The organism is Pseudonocardia sp. P1, assembly GCF_000178675.2.
Taxonomy (GTDB): domain Bacteria; phylum Actinomycetota; class Actinomycetes; order Mycobacteriales; family Pseudonocardiaceae; genus Pseudonocardia.
The window spans coordinates 4,599,427-4,615,536 of sequence record NZ_ADUJ02000001.1 but is presented as its reverse complement, the minus strand read 5'-3'; the positions used below and the strand labels follow the sequence as shown (position 1 = coordinate 4,615,536).

Annotated in this window: 14 protein-coding genes; 4 read left to right on the top strand and 10 right to left on the bottom strand. The window is 73.5% G+C overall.

Features of this window, described 5'->3' with window-relative positions; translation table 11 throughout:
- Nucleotides 1-2 precede the first annotated feature (2 nt).
- Nucleotides 3-626, bottom strand: a complete 624-nt coding sequence (gene upp, locus PP1_RS21300) for a uracil phosphoribosyltransferase (protein WP_010230123.1) — start codon at nucleotides 624-626, stop codon at nucleotides 3-5.
- Nucleotides 627-1,047: 421 nt separating this feature from the next.
- Between upp and PP1_RS21295 the strand changes: the two genes are divergently transcribed.
- Together PP1_RS21295 and PP1_RS21290 are read left to right on the top strand one after the other, a co-directional pair.
- Nucleotides 1,048-1,284, top strand: coding sequence for a hypothetical protein (locus PP1_RS21295; RefSeq protein ID WP_010230125.1), 237 nt, complete (start codon nucleotides 1,048-1,050; stop codon nucleotides 1,282-1,284).
- A 200-nt stretch (nucleotides 1,285-1,484) separates the two neighbouring features.
- The gene (locus tag PP1_RS21290; RefSeq protein WP_029239536.1) at nucleotides 1,485-2,759 is read left to right on the top strand and encodes a hypothetical protein; all 1,275 of its coding nucleotides are present in this window, start codon (nucleotides 1,485-1,487) and stop codon (nucleotides 2,757-2,759) included.
- Here the strand turns inward: PP1_RS21290 and PP1_RS21285 are convergent.
- A complete protein-coding gene (locus PP1_RS21285) occupies nucleotides 2,756-3,922 on the bottom strand; it encodes an adenosine deaminase (protein ID WP_010230129.1) in 1,167 nt (388 codons plus the stop codon). The two genes, PP1_RS21290 and PP1_RS21285, sit on opposite strands and share 4 nt — an antisense overlap.
- 264 nt (nucleotides 3,923-4,186) lie before the next feature.
- On the opposite strand from PP1_RS21285, the gene PP1_RS21280 reads away from it, so the two are divergent.
- Nucleotides 4,187-5,524 (top strand): hypothetical protein, encoded by a 1,338-nt coding sequence (locus PP1_RS21280; RefSeq protein WP_010230131.1) that lies wholly within the window; start codon nucleotides 4,187-4,189, stop codon nucleotides 5,522-5,524.
- A gap of 77 nt (nucleotides 5,525-5,601) precedes the next feature.
- Here the strand turns inward: PP1_RS21280 and PP1_RS21275 are convergent, their stop codons facing one another.
- The 8 genes from PP1_RS21275 to PP1_RS21240 form a co-directional block, all read right to left on the bottom strand.
- Nucleotides 5,602-6,726: a MalY/PatB family protein gene (locus tag PP1_RS21275; RefSeq protein ID WP_010230134.1), complete on the bottom strand. Its 1,125-nt coding sequence runs from the start codon at nucleotides 6,724-6,726 to the stop codon at nucleotides 5,602-5,604.
- Nucleotides 6,727-6,748: 22 nt separating this feature from the next.
- Nucleotides 6,749-8,599, bottom strand: coding sequence for a murein biosynthesis integral membrane protein MurJ (murJ, locus tag PP1_RS21270; RefSeq protein WP_075314691.1), 1,851 nt, complete (start codon nucleotides 8,597-8,599; stop codon nucleotides 6,749-6,751).
- An 85-nt stretch (nucleotides 8,600-8,684) separates the two neighbouring features.
- The gene (locus PP1_RS21265) at nucleotides 8,685-10,013 is read right to left on the bottom strand and encodes a thymidine phosphorylase (protein WP_010230140.1); all 1,329 of its coding nucleotides are present in this window, start codon (nucleotides 10,011-10,013) and stop codon (nucleotides 8,685-8,687) included.
- Nucleotides 10,014-10,041: 28 nt separating this feature from the next.
- Nucleotides 10,042-10,446, bottom strand: coding sequence for a cytidine deaminase (locus tag PP1_RS21260; protein WP_033199552.1), 405 nt, complete (start codon nucleotides 10,444-10,446; stop codon nucleotides 10,042-10,044).
- A gap of 36 nt (nucleotides 10,447-10,482) precedes the next feature.
- Complete coding sequence (locus PP1_RS21255) at nucleotides 10,483-11,721, bottom strand: ABC transporter permease (RefSeq protein ID WP_010230145.1); 1,239 nt, start codon at nucleotides 11,719-11,721, stop codon at nucleotides 10,483-10,485.
- Nucleotides 11,718-12,797 carry an ABC transporter permease gene (locus PP1_RS21250; RefSeq protein WP_010230148.1) on the bottom strand — a complete coding sequence of 360 codons (1,080 nt, stop codon included), beginning with the start codon at nucleotides 12,795-12,797 and terminating at the stop codon, nucleotides 11,718-11,720. The genes PP1_RS21255 and PP1_RS21250 overlap by 4 nt, the downstream gene beginning before the upstream one ends.
- Nucleotides 12,794-14,305: an ABC transporter ATP-binding protein gene (locus PP1_RS21245; protein ID WP_010230151.1), complete on the bottom strand. Its 1,512-nt coding sequence runs from the start codon at nucleotides 14,303-14,305 to the stop codon at nucleotides 12,794-12,796. Before PP1_RS21245 ends, PP1_RS21250 begins: the two co-directional genes overlap by 4 nt.
- Nucleotides 14,302-15,453, bottom strand: coding sequence for a BMP family lipoprotein (locus tag PP1_RS21240; protein WP_010230153.1), 1,152 nt, complete (start codon nucleotides 15,451-15,453; stop codon nucleotides 14,302-14,304). The genes PP1_RS21245 and PP1_RS21240 overlap by 4 nt, the downstream gene beginning before the upstream one ends.
- A 203-nt stretch (nucleotides 15,454-15,656) precedes the next feature.
- On the opposite strand from PP1_RS21240, the gene PP1_RS21235 reads away from it, so the two are divergent.
- Complete coding sequence (locus tag PP1_RS21235; RefSeq protein WP_010230155.1) at nucleotides 15,657-16,109, top strand: SRPBCC family protein; 453 nt, start codon at nucleotides 15,657-15,659, stop codon at nucleotides 16,107-16,109.
- Nucleotide 16,110 lies beyond the last annotated feature (1 nt).

The window sequence follows — 16,110 nt, the reverse complement described above, 5'->3', positions numbered from 1 at the left end:
GCTCAGACCGAGCCGAACTGGCGGTCCCCGGCGTCGCCGAGGCCGGGGACGATGAAGGCGGAGTCGTTGAGCCGCTCGTCGATGCTGGCCGTCACCATCCGGACCGGCAGCCCCGACTCCTCCAGCCGCCGCACCCCCTCGGGCGCGGACAGTGCACAGACGACGGTCACGTCGTCGGCGCCGCGGCGGGTCAGCAGCTCGACGGTGTGCACCATCGACCCGCCGGTGGCCAGCATCGGGTCCAGCACGAACACCGGCCGCCCGACGAGCGAGTCGGGCAGCGACTCCATGTACGGCACCGGCTGGTGGGTCGTCTCGTCGCGGGCCATGCCGACGAAGCCCATCTGGGCCTCCGGGACGAGGTTCAGCGCGGCCTCCGCCATCCCCAGTCCCGCCCGCAGCACCGGGACGAGCACCGGCGGCGTCGCGAGCCGGTAGCCGACGGTCCGGGAGACCGGGGTGTGGATCTGGGCCTCCGCGAGCGGGGCCGCGCGGGTGGCCTCGTAGATCAGCATGAGGGTCAGCTCCCGCAGCGCCGCCCGGAAGGTGGCGTTGTCGGTCCGCGCGTCCCGCATGGTGCTCAGCCGAGCCCGCGCCAGCGGGTGGTCGACGACGATCGTGTCCACGAGCGGACAGCCTACGGACGCCCGGCCGCCGGCGGAGCCCCCGCGATCGGTGCCCTCGACCACCGGCACGACGTTGACACGGATGCGTGTCACGGTTCACGAAGAGTGAGGCCTGGACCTGCACCGACGGGTGATGTCGAGACACCTCCACGGACCCTTCTCGTCCGCCCGGGTGAGGCCCCGGACACCTCCGCAGACCTTGCGTGACAGTCGATCCCCGATCGATCTCGTGATCACCACGGGTGGCGCTCGCGACACGCCGCGTTCCCCTCTTCGCGTGACCCTGTACGCCCGGTGCCACGATCAGCACTCGTGGTCGCTGATTTTCGGGATTCACCTGACCCGAACGGGTGGTATGGCCGAAACGGTGTCACACCGAGGCCTCCGGCGACGCTGTACTAGATGACGAGGAGGTGATCCGATGCCGGAGAACACGACTTCCGAGGAGCAGACGTTGATCGCTGCTGCGGAAAAGCTCACGCAGTGCGACGGGTACGTCGTTCTGGCGGTGGACCCGCAGACCGGGGAGGTGGACGCGCACGGCCCGTTCGACGGGATGACGGCGACCATCAAGGCCGACCAGTTGCGGCGGGACTTCGACCGTGGCGGTCTCGAGGACGTCTCGATCGGCGTGGTCCGACTGCACAGCCAGGCCTGACCCCCGGCGGGGCCGCCCCGCGGCCCCGCGGAGACACACGGAGAACAGACGCGCGTCCCGCCGCACCACCGGGCCCCGATCCCGCGACGGCGGGCGCGCACCGACTTCTGCGGCACCGGTGACCGGTGCCGCAGCCGTTGTCGGCGACACCCGGGCGGTCGGCCCGGCCGGTCGTCCGCACCGACGATAGGGTCGGCGACGTGGCAAGCGACATCGTCCCGATCCGGCTCGCCCTCACACGGGGCGACGTGGTCACCCTGTGGGCACCTCCGTGGCGCGAGGACGGCGAGGAGTGGGAGGCCTTCCTCGGCGACGACGAACACGTGTTCGTCTTCGACGAGGTCGCGGGCCTCGCCGCGTTCGTCCGTACCGCGTCCGGGCACGACCTCGAGGACCATCCCGCGTGGGCCGCGGTCCCCGGTCTCGCCGTCGGGGAGCTGACCCCGGACGAGGCCCACCGCTACGACCTCGTCGGGCTGCCCGAGCTCGCCGCGGGCGACCCGGACGCGTTCACCGTGCAGGAGCTGCACGAGGCCGTCTCGATCGTCCGCTCGCTCGCCGACGTCTGCGATCTCGAGAACGTGATCACCGCGCTGGACGGTGAGCCGTCGTTCGCGCTGCTGCGCGAGGGCGAGCAGGCCTTCGGTGGCCGCGAGGGCGCGAAGCACTGGTCCGCCCTCTCCGAGGCGCTCACCCGGCACTGGGACGAGATCGTCGACACCGTCGACGGGCTCGTCTCCACCCCCGACGTCGACGCCGGCGCGCTGGAGAAGGCGCGGACCGAGGCCGCCGAGTGGGAGGCGGCCCGCGAGGCCGCCTTCGGCGCCGCGGAGGCCGACGACGACGAGGCCCTGGAGGCCGCCGCGCTCGAGGCCGGTGCGGCGGAGGCCGACGACGAGGACGAGGCCCCGGACGGGTTCTGGACGCGGGTCGGCATCGACCCGATCCGGATCGAGTCCGGCGACCGCTCGGTCGTGACCCTGCGGTGCTACCTGGACGACAAGCCGGTCTTCCTCGGCTCCGACGGGAAGATCGACGTCTTCGGCTCCGAGCGGGCGATGTTCCGCGCGCTGGCCGATCCGGAGCACCCCGCGGTGCACGGCACCGATCTCGCGGCGGCCGTCACCTTCACCGACGTGCTGGAGGCCGCGGGGACCGGCGACCTCGACGAGGGCGTCGACGACATGAACACCTACGTGCTGACCGGCATCGGCCCGGACCTGGCCGAGGGCGTGCTCGACCTGGACCCGGTGCAGCTGGACCTGGCGTCCGAGCTGCTGACCGACGTCGGCGAGTGGGCCGGGGACCCCGAGCCCGCCGACTCGCTGGCCGAGTCGAACAGCCTGGGCTGGCTGGTGTCGTTCGTCGTCCGCCCGGACCCGACCCGGATGGCTCCGAGCCCACCGTTCAGCCAGGAGGCGCAGTCCTGGGGCGAGCTGGTCGCCGGGCTCGAGGCCCGGCTCCGGGAGCACTAGGGCGCGAGCGGGCGCGCCAGCGCCTCGTACCCCGGCTTGATCACCTCGTCGATCAGGGCGAGCCGCTCGTCGAAGCCGATGAAGGCCGACTTCATCGCGTTCACCGTGAACCACTGCAGGGTGTCCCAGCCGTAGCCGAAGGTCTCGGCGAGATCGGTCATCTCGCTGGTCATCGTGCAGCCCGACATCAGCCGGTTGTCGGTGTTCACGGTGACCCGGAACCGCAACTCGGTGAGCAGGCCGATCGGGTGCTCGGCCAGCGACGCCACCGCGCCGGTGTTGAGGTTCGACGTCGGGCACATCTCCAGCGGCACCCGGCTGTCGCGGACGTAGGCGGCCAGCCGGCCCAGCCGGGGTGCCTCGCCGGCACGGACCTCGATGTCGTCGACGATGCGGACGCCGTGCCCGAGCCGGTCGGCGCCGCACCATTGGATCGCCTCCCAGATCGACGGCAGCCCGAACGCCTCGCCGGCGTGGATGGTGACGTGCGCGTTCTGCTGGCGGACGTACTCGAAGGCGTCGAGGTGGCGGGTGGGCGGGAACCCCTTCTCGGCCCCGGCGATGTCGAAGCCGACGACGGCGACCGGGGCCGGTGCGCTGACACCGCCCGGCGCCGGTGCGTCGAGCGGCGGGCGGTGCCGCACCACCAGCTCGGCGATCTCCCGTGACCGGGCGGCGTGCCGCATCGCGGTGAGGAGGACGCCGATCCGGATCGTCCGCCCGGCCGCGGCGGCCCGCTCGGTGCCGATCCGGAACCCGTCGAGCACGGCGTCGATGACGGCGTCGACGTCGAGGCCGCCCTCGACGTGCAGCTCGGGGGCGAACCGCACCTCGGCGTAGACGACGCCGTCGCCGGCGAGGTCCTCGGCCGCCTCGGCCGCCACCCGGCTCAGCGCCTCCCGGGTCTGCATCACGGCGACGGTGTGGCCGAACGTCTCCAGGTACCGCTCCAGCGACCCGGAGTGGGCGGCGCCGAGGAACCACGCGGCGAGCTCGCCGGGGTCGGTCGTCGGCAGCCGGTCGTAGCCGATCTCGCGGGCCAGGTCGACGACCGTCCCGACGCGCAGGCCGCCGTCGAGATGGTCGTGCAGCAGCACCTTGGGCGCCTCGCGCACGGTCTCGCGGCTGACGGGCGTCGGGCTCGGGTCCGCGGGATCTGCCACGGCCAGACGGTACCGAGCGGACCCGGCCGCAACGGCACGGGCCGGGCCGCGACCGTGACCGACCCCACGCCGGTCCCGGCCCGGATCCGCCCCGGACCGGCGTGGCGCGTGCCACCGGCCGCCCCGACCTGCCATGATCGTCCCCGATCCGGGCGCGAGACATGCCCCGGACGGCTCAACCCAACACCGTCCGTCGACGCTCGAACGGCGGTCGCTACCCTCTGGGCACTCCCCACTTGGCTCAGAGGAAGCGCAGCAGGTGCCATGAGCGACACTTCGAACCTCTCGTTCGACCGGATGCGCGGCATGCTCATGCGGGCGGCCGAGATCCGTGACAGCGAACAGCAACAGATCTTCGACTCCCTCGACGAGATCCACGCCCGGCTGGCCGCACTGGACGCCATCGGCACCGTGCGCAAGAAGCTCACCGAGCTCCCCGACCGGACCGAGCTCAACGTCCTGTCCGAGCGCCTCGACGAGACGGTCACGAAGCTCGACAACCAGGAGATCGTGCTCGGCGCGATCACCCGGGCGATCGAGTCGCTGCCGGACAAGCTGGCCAAGCCGATCGCCCAGCTCGACGGCCGGCTCGACGGCATGGGCGGCCGCCTCGAAGGCGTCTCCGGCCGGATGGACGGCCTGGACGACCGCCTCGGCGGCCTGCACAAGCGCCTCGACGACCTCGACAACCGGCTCGACCGGCACGAGATGCGGCTGGACGCGATGCCGAACGCCGTCGCCTCCCCGATCAAGGAGCGCGTCGACGGCATCGAGCGGCAGGTCAAGGAGCAGCTCGACGGCGCGGTGAGCTCGTTCGAGGAGACCGGCGAGGGCCTGCGCAACCTGCTCGGCGACACCTCCGTCGGCCTGCACCGCAGGCTGGAGGAGCTGTCCCAGCGCCCGGCGGTCGACCCGACCCCCGCGTTCGACGGCCTCACCGAGCGTCTCGAGGCGCTGTCCGCACGGCTGGAGGAGGTCGGCACCCGTCTGGACTCGGTCGAGACCGGGCTCGACGGCAAGCTGGCCGACCTCGACGGGTCGGTCAAGGAGCGGGTCGGCAAGCTCGGCGGCTCGCTCAAGGACCGCCTCGGCGAGCTCGACGGCTCGGTCGGTGACCGTCTCACCGGCGTCGACGAGAAGCTCACCGGCTTCGACCAGCGGCTCGACAAGCTCTCGACCGACGTCGACGGCCGCTTCGACGGGCTCTCCGAGAGCGTCGACGGGCGGCTGGACAAGCTCACCGGTGACGTCGACTCCCGTCTGGAGAAGCTCTCCGGCGACGTCGACAAGGTGTCGGGCGACGTCGGCACCCGGCTCGGCGAGCTCGACGCGGTGCTGCGGGACCGCCCGGACGCCGGCTCGGTGACCGACCTGGTGACCCGCGCCAACGCGGAGTCCGAGCGCCGCAACGCCAGCCAGCTGGACGAGGCCATGGCCACGTTCGCGGAGCTGATCATGGGCCGGGGCGGCCAGTACGCCCAGCAGTCGGCCCCGCCGCCCCCGCCGCGCCCGGCCCAGCGCCGCGGCCGCCAGAAGGTGGCGGTGAAGAGCCAGAACGGCGCCTCGGCGGCCGACCTGGTGAACGACGACCCGGACGACTGAGCCGGTCGATCCCCGCGAACGCCGCGTCCCGCACCCGGGGCGCGGCGTTCGTGCGTCCCGGGCCGGTGCCGGGCGGGTCAGCGCAGCGCGCCGGCCATCCGGCGCACCGCCTCGGTGAGGACGTCCGGGTGCGTCGCGAGGTTCAGGCGGGCGTGCCCGGCTCCGCCCACCCCGAACGGCAGGCCCGCGTTGAGTGCCACCCGGCCCCGCTCCAGGAACACGGCCGCGGGATCGTCGCCGAGCCCGAGGGCCCGGCAGTCCAGCCACGCCAGGAACGACGCGGCTCCCGGCCGGTACCGGACGTCCGGGAGCCACCCGTCCAGCAGCTCGCCGAGCAGCGCCCGGTTACCGGCGATCGCGGTGACGAAGCCGTCGAGCCAGTCCCGGCCGTCGTCGAGCGCCGCGACGTGCGCGTGCACGGCGACGTGGCTCGCCCCGACCTCCAGGATCTCCGCGGGCAGGCGTCCCGGATCGGCCTCCGGCCCGACGACGGCGATCGCCGCCTTCAGCCCGGCCAGGTTCCATCCCTTCGACGCCGACAGCAGTGCGACGCCGTCCTCCGCCCCCGGCACGGTCAGCCACGGTGTGAAGGGCGTGCCCGGGTCGACCAGCGGGGCGTGGATCTCGTCGGCGACGACGGTGACCCCGTGCCGGCGCGCGAGCTCCGCCACGACCGCGAGCTCGGCGGCGGTGTGCACGGTGCCGGTCGGGTTGTGCGGCGAGCACAGCAGGAACGCACCCACGCCCGCCCGGGCGAACGCCGTCGCGAGGGTGTCGGGGTCGAGCCGGCCCTCGGCGGTGAGCGGCGCCGGCACCGGCTCCAGGCCCGCCTGACGCAGGTGGGAGTGGAACGGCGGGTACACCGGCGGCGTGACGACGACACCGCCGTCCGGGGCGACCACCCGCAGCGTCTCGACGGCACCCTGCATCACGTCCGGCACGACCAGCGCCCGCCGCGGGTCGAGGTCCCAGCCCCACCGGTCCCGGGCGAACCGCGCGAACGCCTCGGCGTAGCCGGAGCCGGCCGGGTAGCCGGTGTCGCCGCGCCGGAGCACCCCGGTGACCGCGTCGACGACGGCGGGGGCGAGCCCGACGTCGGCCTCCGCCACCCACAGCGGGAGGACGTCGTCGTCGTAGGTCCGCCACTTCATGCTCGTGCGGCGGCGCAGCTCGCTCAGCGGCGGGAACTCGAGAGGGTCCACCGGCCCGATGCTGGCACGGCCGTCACCGCCGTGCGAGGCGCCGGAAGACCGCGTCGAGCTCGGCGACCTTCAGCAGCCGCATGCCCACGACCGCGAGCGGCAGCGCGACCAGGGTGCCGCCGACCAGGATCGTCCAGGCCCGGGCGACGACCGGCCAGTCGGCCATCGCGGGCTCCGCGAGCTGCGCGAGACCCCAGGCGATCGCCGCGCCCGCGGCGGACGCGAACGCGACCCGGAACAGGGTGTTCAGCACCTCGGCGGTGCGGACCCGGCCCAGCCGCCTGCGCAGCAGCCACTGCCCGATCACGGCACCGCCGACGAACGACAGCCCGTTCGCCGCGGCGAGGCCCAGCACGACCTGCTCGGGGGGCAGCAGCAGCGGGCACAGCAGCAGCAGCGGGATCTTCACGCCGACCATGCCGACCTGGATCAGCGTCGGGGTCCGCGAGTCGGTCATCGCGTAGAAGACCCGCATCTGCAGCATCGTCACCGCGTACGGCAGCAGCCCGAACGCCGACCAGGCGACGGTCTCGCCGAGCCGGGCCGCCCCCGTGCCGCTGCCCGCGCCGACCGAGAACAGCGCGGTGCCCAGCGCTCCGCCGAACGCCGTCATGATCGCCGCGATCGGGAGCAGCCCGACCGTGGAGAGCCGGGCACCGAGCGAGAGATCGGTGACGACCTGCGCCGTGTCCCCGTTCGCGGCGGCCCGGCTCATCCGCGGCATCAGCGCGGTCAGCAGCGAGACGCCGAGCACGCCGTACGGGACCTGCAGCAGCAGCCACGCGTTCATGTAGGTGGCGAACGAGCCGCCGTCGGACTGGGTGGCCACCCGGGTGGTGACGACGTAGCCGGCCTGCCCGACGAGGACGTAGCCGACGATCCACAACGCCATCCCGCCGGCCAGCGACAGGCGCGGGTCCCAGCCCCACACGGGGCGGTACCGGAACCCGATCCGCCGCATGAAGGGGATCAGCACGAGCGCCTGGACGACGATGCCCAGCGTCGTACCCAGCCCCAGGACGAGCAGCTTCGGGTCGCCCATCTGCACGGGGTCGGTGGAGATCTCCCCCGGTACCAGCACGTAGACGGCGAGCACGCCCAGCACGACGACGTTGTTCAGCACCGGCGCCCACGCGAACGGCCCGAACACCTGCTTGGAGTTCAGGATCGCGCCGAGCAGCGCCCCGATGCCGTAGAAGAAGATCTGCGGGAGCAGCAGCCAGGCGAACGCCGTCGCCAGCTCGGGATTGGCCCGGCCCGTGTCCGAGCTGATGTAGAGCGCGGTGAGGAGCGGCGCGGCGAGCATGGCGATCGCCGTGGCGACCAGCAGCGCCGCACCGACGACCGTCAGCAGCTTGCGGGTGAAGTGCTCGCCGCCGTCGGCGTCCTCGGCCTGGGCCCGGACCAGCACCGGGATCATCACGCTGGTGAGGACACCGCCGAGCAGCAGCTCGTAGACGATGTTCGGCAGCGTGTTGGACACGCTGTACGAGTCGTTGACGACGGCCAGGCCCAGCACCGCGACCAGCGCCAGGTTCCGGACGAACCCGGTGACCCGGCTGACCAGGCTGGCGATCGCGATCATCCCGGAGGACCGGACGAGGGAGCCCGCGTTCTCGGTCCCCTTCGCCGGGGTCCCCGGGTCCGCGCCCGGTGCCGCGGCCGGGATCCCCTGGGTCGGGGTCTCCGGCTCGCGCCGACCGGGGGCGGCGACCGGGTCGATCGGAGTGGTCTCCGGGCCGTCGTCCGGCCGCACCGGTCGCCCGACCGGGCGGGTGACCTCCCCGGCGGTCTCCGGGGGTGCAGGGCGGCCCCGCTCCGGCATCACCGGTCGGGGTATCGGGTCCCGCTCCACCCGTCGGTCCTCACGCATCGCGCACCATCGTGCCGGATCGGAATCGTCCGCCCCGAGCCGCCCGGCGCAGGACCGTGGCCCCGTCCGGACGCCGGCCCGCGGGTCACTCCGCCCGGCGCACGTCCAGCACGAGGTCCCGCTCCGGCGGCGGGTCCGCCGTGATCAGCAGCGCCGCACCGGCGACCAGCCTCCGTGCGTCCGGGATCCGCTCCGGGGTGTCGGTGTGCAGTTCCAGCAGCGGCGTCCCGGCCCGGACCTCGTCGCCGGGCTCCACCAGCAACCGCACCCCTGCCGCGGCCTGCACCGGGTCCTCCTTGCGGGCCCGCCCGGCACCGAGCCGCCAGGCCGCGGTGCCGACGGCGAGCGCGTCGGCTCCGGAGAACACGCCGGACCGGTCCGCGGTGACCTGCTCGACGTGCCGGGCGACCGGCAGCGGCGCGTCCGGGTCGCCGCCCTGCGCGGCGATCATCCGTTCCCACACCGCGTGGGCCTTGCCGGACGCGAGCACCGCGGCCGGATCGGCGTCGGTGATCCCGGCCAGGTCCAGCATCTCGCGGGCCAGCGCGACCGTCAGCTCGACGAGATCGGCGGGTCCGCCGCCGCGGAGCACCTCCACCGACTCCCCGACCTCGAGCGCGTTGCCCACGCACCGGCCGAGCGGGCGGGCCATGTCGGTGATCAGCGCCGTCGTCGGGAGGCCGTGCGCGGCGCCGATCCCGGTCATGGCGTCGGCCAGCTCCCCGGCGCGGCCGAGGCTCTTCATGAAGGCACCGGACCCGACCTTGACGTCGAGCACCAGCCCGCCGGTGCCCTCGGCCAGCTTCTTGCTCATGATCGAGCTGGCGATCAGCGGGACCGACTCGACGGTGCCGGTGACGTCGCGCAGCGCGTAGAGCCGCCGGTCGGCCGGTGCCAGCGTCGGGGTCGTCGCGCAGATCACGGCGCCGACCTCGGCGAGCTGCTCCCGGATCTCCGCGGTGGACAGCGACGCCCGCCAGCCGGGGATCGCCTCCAGCTTGTCCAGGGTGCCGCCGGTGTGCCCGAGCCCGCGCCCGGACAGCTGCGGGACGGCCGCACCGCAGGCCGCGACCAGCGGCGCCAGCGGCAGGGTGATCTTGTCGCCGACCCCGCCGGTGGAGTGCTTGTCGACCAGCGGGCGCCCGACGTCGCCGAAGTCCAGGACGTCCCCGGAGTCGATCATCGCCTGGGTCCAGTGCGCCGTCTCGGCCGCGTGCATCCCGTTGAGCAGGATCGCCATGGCGAGCGCGGACATCTGCTCGTCGGCGACCTCGTCGCGGGTGTAGGCGCCCACCACCCACTCGATCTGGTCGCGGGTCAGCTCGCGGCAGTCCCGCTTGGCGGCGATGATCTCGACCGCGCTGAACGACGGCGCCGGCTCCGGCGCGTCGGCCCATCCCACCCCGCGGATCATCGCGACCTCCCGGCGTCCCCGTCGACCGTCACGGCAGGTGCTCCGGGCCGAACGCGTCGGGCAGCACCTCGGTGAAGGGCAGCACGCCCCGGGGGGTGTCGCACAGCAGCTCCCGTCCGCCGAACTCGTACAGGACCTGCCGGCACCGGCCGCACGGCATCAGCAGGTCGCCGCCGCCGGACCGGCACGCGACCGCCAGCAGCCGTCCGCCGCCGGAGAGCCGCAGCTGCCCGGCGAGGGTCACCTCGGCGCAGACGCCGAGGCCGTAGGAGGCGTTCTCGACGTTGCAGCCGGTGATCACCCGGCCGTCGTCGACGAGTGCCGCGGCGCCCACCCGCAGGCCCGAGTACGGGGCGTACGCCCAGGCCGCGGCCTCGACCGCGGCCGCGCGCAACGCGTCCCAGCCGGGCACCGGCGGGTCCGGGCGCACCATGTCCGCACCGGCGCCGGACGGTCCGCCGCCCACCACCTAGCGGCCCTCCCCGCGCCGGTACGGATCGCCGAGCCGGGCCGGTGGTCGTAGTCGCTGGGACGCTGCCGCGAGCACGATCAGCGTGACCAGCTGCGGGGCGTAGGACGCGAACTCCGACGGCACCGACTCGATCGACCAGTACAGCGCGTAGACCGCGACGCCGGCGCCCAGCGCGACCGCGGCGGCCGTCCACATCCGCCGGATCGCCCACAGCACGGCGACGACGACCGCGACGAGGGTCGCGGCGTAGAGGAGCGCGTGCACCGCCTCGCCGCCGGCCCGCAGCTGCAGGCCGTCGACGTAGCCGAACAGCGCCGAGCCGACCAGCAGCCCGGCGGGCCGCCAGTTGCCGAAGATCATCGCGGCGAGGCCGATGTAGCCGCGGCCGCCCACCTGGTTCTCCAGGTAGCCGAGCTGGCCGGGGTTGAGCACCAGCGCCGCGCCGCCGAGCCCGGCGAGCCCGCCGGAGACGATCACCGCGGCGTACTTGTGCAGCACGACGTCGACGCCCAGCGACTCGGCCGCCACCGGCGACTCGCCCGACGACCGCAGGCGCAGCCCGAACGGTGTCCGCCACAGGACCCAGAAGCTGAACGGGACCAGCGCGAACCCGAGGACGACGATCGGCGTCAGACCGGTGACCAGGCCGGACAGCAGCCCGGCGAGGTCCGACACGAACACCCGTTGCTGTGCCTCCAGCGCCTGCAACCCCTGCGAGACTCCGGGGACGGAGAACTCGGTGAACCCGTCGAGCCGCGGGGACTGGCGGGGGTTCTGCGAGACCGGTGCGAAGACGAGCGTCGCCAGGTACTTGGTGATCCCGGTGCCGAGCAGCGTGATCGCCACCCCGGAGACGATGTGGTTGACGTTGAACGTGACCGTCGCGACCGCGTGCACCAGCCCGCCGAGCGCGCCGAACGCGAGCCCGCCGAGCATCGCCGCCCACGGCCCCCACTGGTAGCCGGCCCAGGCGGCACCCCAGGTCCCGAGCACCATCATGCCCTCGAGACCGATGTTGATGATGCCCGCGCGCTCGGCCCAGAGCCCGCCGAGCGCCGCGAACAGGATCGGCAGGCCGAGCCGGACGGCGGCCTCCGACGTGCCGGACGAGGCGAGCTGGGTCTGCCCGGTCAGCGTCACCGTGATCGACAGGACGAGCACCAGCCCCGCCGCGATCAGCGCGGACCGCGCCCAGCCGGGCAGCCGCCCGGCGCGTTCCAGGACGGCGGCGGTCATGTCGTCGCCTCCACCCGTTCCGGAGCGGGTGCGGAGTCCGCGACCCGCCGCTGCTCGGCGCGCCGCTCCACCCGTCGTACCAGCTCGTAGGCGACGACCACCGACAGCACGATCAGCCCCTGCATGATCAGCACGATCTCCCGCGGGATCCCGACGACGTCGAGCGCCACCGCGGACTTGTCCAGGAACGCCCAGAGCAGCGCGCCGAGCGCGATGCCCACCGGGTGGTTGCGGCCCAGCAGCGCGATCGCGATGCCGGTGAAGCCGTACCCCTGCGGCGACGTGAGCGTGTAGGCGTGGTCGCGGCCGAGCAGCTCGGGCAGCCCGATCAGGCCGGCGACGGCGCCGGAGAGCAGCAGTGCGACGACGATCGTCCGGCGGGCGTTCACCCCGCCCGCCGACGCCGCCGTCGCCGACTCGCCGGAGGCACGCAGCTCGAAGCCGAACCGGGTGCGGGCCAGCAGGAACCAGTAGCCCGCTCCCAGCGCCCCGGCGACGAAGACCATCCCGAAGATCGTCCCGTTGCCGACCGAGATACCCGGGAACCAGCCGGACTCCGGGATCGGCGGGGTGGTGATGTTGTTGCCGCGCAGCTCGCCGAAGGTCTCGGCCCGGATCAGGAAGGCGATCAGCCCGGTGGCGATCGCGTTCAGCATGATCGTCGAGATGACCTCGGAGACGCCGCGGTAGGCCTTGAGCAGGGCGGGGATCGCGATCCACGCCGCCCCCGTCAGCACCGCCACGACCATGATCAGCAGCGTGTGCAGCACCGGCGGCAGGACCACGGTCCCGCCGACGATCGCCGCCACGCAGGCGGCGACCCGGAACTGCCCCTCGACGCCGATGTTGAACAACCGCATCTGGAAGCCGATCGCGACCGCCAGCGCGGCGATGTAGTAGACGGCGGCGGAGTTCACCGTGTCCACCGCGACCGTGCCCGAACCGAGCTGGGACAGGATCGTGGTGATCGCCGTCCACGGTGAGGCGCCGCTGATCAGCAGCGCGACCGCGCACAGCAGCGCGGCGACGCCGATCGCCAGCGCGGGCGCCACGATCGCGCCCCGCAGCCGGATCATGTCGCGGCCCCGGTCATCTTCGTGCCCAGCTCCTCGGGGGTGACGGTGGCGGGATCGGCGGTGCCGACCAGCCGCCCGTCCAGGATGACGGCGAGCGTGTCGGACAGCCCGATCAGCTCGTCCAGGTCGGCGGAGACCAGCAGCACGGCGAGGCCCGCGGCCCGCGCCCGGCGCAGCTCGGCCCAGATCCCGGCCTGCGCGCCGACGTCGACGCCGCGGGTCGGGTGCGCGGCGATCAGCAGCACCGGCTCACCGGACAGCTCCCGCCCGACGACGAGCTTCTGCTGGTTGCCCCCGGAGAGCGCCGACGCCATGACGTCGATGCCGGGCGTGCGGACGTCGAAGTCGCTCACGATCCGTGCGGTGTCGGCGCGGGCCGCGGCCCGGTCGATCAGCCCGCGCCGCCCGATCGGCGGCCGGGACTGGAAGCCGAGCACCCGGTTCGCCCACAGTGGCTGCTCGCCGAGCAGGGCGTGCCGGGACCGGTCCTCGGGGACGTAGCCGACGCCGCGCTCGCGGCGGGCCATCGTGGACAGCCCGGAGACGTCGTCGCCGGAGAGCAGGACCCGGCCGCGGGCGTGCCTGCGCATCCCCATGACCGTCTCGACCAGCTCGGTCTGGCCGTTGCCCTCGACGCCGGCGATGCCCACGACCTGACCGGCGTGCACGACGAGATCGACGCCGTCGAGCAGGTCCCGGCCGCCGTGCGGGTCGGGCAGGCCGAGCCCCTCGACGCGGAGGACCTCGCGGTCGGTGACGGTCGAGTCGCGGGTCTCCGGCGACGGCAGCTCGGAGCCGACCATCATCTCGGCGAGCTCGCGGTTGGTGACCGAGCCGGGGTCGGCGGTGCCGACCGTGCGGCCGCGCCGGACGACCGTGATCCGGTCGGCGATGGCGCGCACCTCGTCGAGCTTGTGCGAGATGAACAGGAACGTGTAGCCGTCGGCCCGCATCGAGCGCACGGTCGCGAACAGCTCGTCGACCTCCTGCGGGACCAGCACCGCGGTCGGCTCGTCGAGGATCACCGTGCGGGCGCCCCGGTAGAGCACCTTGAGGATCTCGATGCGCTGCCGGTCGGCGACGCCGAGGTGCTCGACGAGCGTGTCCGGCCGCACCCCGAGCCCGACGGTCGCGGACAGCTCCGCGATCCGGGCCCGGCCGGCGCGCCCGATGCCGTGCAACCGCTCCGCCCCGAGCAGCACGTTCTCGGCGACGGTGAGGTTGTCGGCCAGCATGAAGTGCTGGTGGACCATCCCGATCCCGGCGGCGATCGCGTCGGCGGGATTGCGGAAGCGGATCTCCGCCCCACCGACGGCGATCGTGCCCTCGTCCGGCGGCTGCATCCCGTAGAGGATCTTCATCAGGGTCGACTTGCCGGCCCCGTTCTCGCCGCACAGGGCGTGGACCTCACCGGTGGCCACGGCGAGGTCCACGCCGTCGTTGGCGACGACGCCGGGGAACCGCTTGGTGATCCCGCGCAGTTCGACCGCGTACGGCTCCTGTGTCACTTCGTCGAGGTGACCTGGATCTGCCCGGCGATGATCGCGGCCTTGTACGCCTCGAGCTGCGGCCGGATGTCGTCGACCTGTCCACCGGAGAGGGAGTAGCCGACGCCGTCGTTCTTGAGGTCGAACCGCTCGGGCAGCTGGTCGACCGTGTTGCCGGCGACGGCGTTGACGTAGTCGTACACCGCCACGTCGACCCGCTTGATCATCGACGTCATGATCGTGTCGCGGACCTCGGTCAGCTGCGGCGAGTTGTACTGGTCGGAGTCGACCCCGATCGCCTTCTTCTGCGCGGTCTGCGCGGCCGCGAAGACGCCCTGGTTCGACTGCCCCGCGGCGGCGAAGGAGATGTCCGAGCCGCTGTCGTACTGGCCGGAGGCGATCTCGGTGCCGCGGGTGGCGTCGTTGAAGCCGGAGAAGTCTCCGGCCGGCGAGATGTAGGACGCGTCGACCTGGACGTCCGGCGCGACGGCCGTGGCGCCCTGCTCGTACCCGGCCTCGAACTTCTGGATCAGCGGGTTGTCGACGCCGCCGACGAAACCGACCTTGCAGGTCGCCGTCTTGAGCGCGGCTGCGGCACCCACCAGGAAGGAGCCCTGCTCCTCGGCGAACACCAGCGGGGTGACGTTGGGGAGGTCGACGGTGTCGTCGTCGACGATCGCGAACTGCGTCTGCGGGAACTCCTTCGCGACCGTGCCCACGCCGGTGGCGTAGTTGAAGCCGACCGCGATGATCGGGTCGAAACCGCCCTGCGCGAGCTGACGGAGCCGGTTCGTGCCGGCGTCCTCGCTCTCGCCCTGCTGCGCGGTCGCCTCGCGGGTGTTGGCCTTCTGCAGGCCCAGCTCGGCGACGGCCCGGTCCAGGCCGGCCGCGGCGGCGTCGTTGAACGACGCGTCGCCCCGCCCGCCGATGTCGTAGGCCAGGCCGACCTTGAGCGGGCTCGCGTCCGCCTTCGGCTTCTCCGGTGCCGGCTGCGCGCTCGCCGCCGGGACGGACGGCGGCGCGACGCGCTCGCACTCCCCGCCCTGCGCGGTCCCCCCACCGCCGCCGGTGTCGCGGGCACAGCCCGACAGTGCGAGTGCCGCGACGGCAGCGACGGCGATCGCGGTCGCGAACCGGCCACGCCGTCCGATGCGCTGGTTGATCCGCACGAACGTCCTCCCCGTTCCGGCACCGCTCGGTCGGCGGCGCACGTTCCCGCGGGACGGTAATCGTTCACAGGGTCCGGCGGCAGAGTCGAAACATCGTCGTGACGCGGAATCGTCGAGCGGTTGACGGACGGTACGGTTCACCCACCCGGAGCAGCTCCTGGGCCGGGTGCCGCCGTATGCCTCGTCGAGGAGGACGAACCGTCGTGGACCGTGCCGAAGTGACCGTGGACGCCCCGCCAGAGAAGGTGTGGGACCTGGTCTCGGACATCACCCGGGCCGGCGAGTGGAGCCCGGAGGCCACCGGCGGGCGCTGGCGCGACGGCGCGACCGGACCCGCCGTCGGCGGGCGGTTCGTCGGTGGGAACCGGCACGGCGCGATCCGCTGGTCGACCCACTGCCGGGTCACCGAGTGCGAGCCGGCCCGCCGGTTCACCTTCGTCGTCTCCGAGTCGCGGACCGCGTGGGGCTGGGTGCTGACCCCGGCCGACGGCGGCGCGGCCACGCAGCTCACCGCCTGGCGGGAGAGCGTCGGGCGGCCCCCGTTGCCGGTCCGGCTGCTGCAGCGCAGCGGTCTGCTGGGGCGGGACCGCGAGGGGATGATGCGGGACGGCCTGCAGCGCAGCCTCGACCGCGTGCGGAGCATCGTCGAGGGCTGAG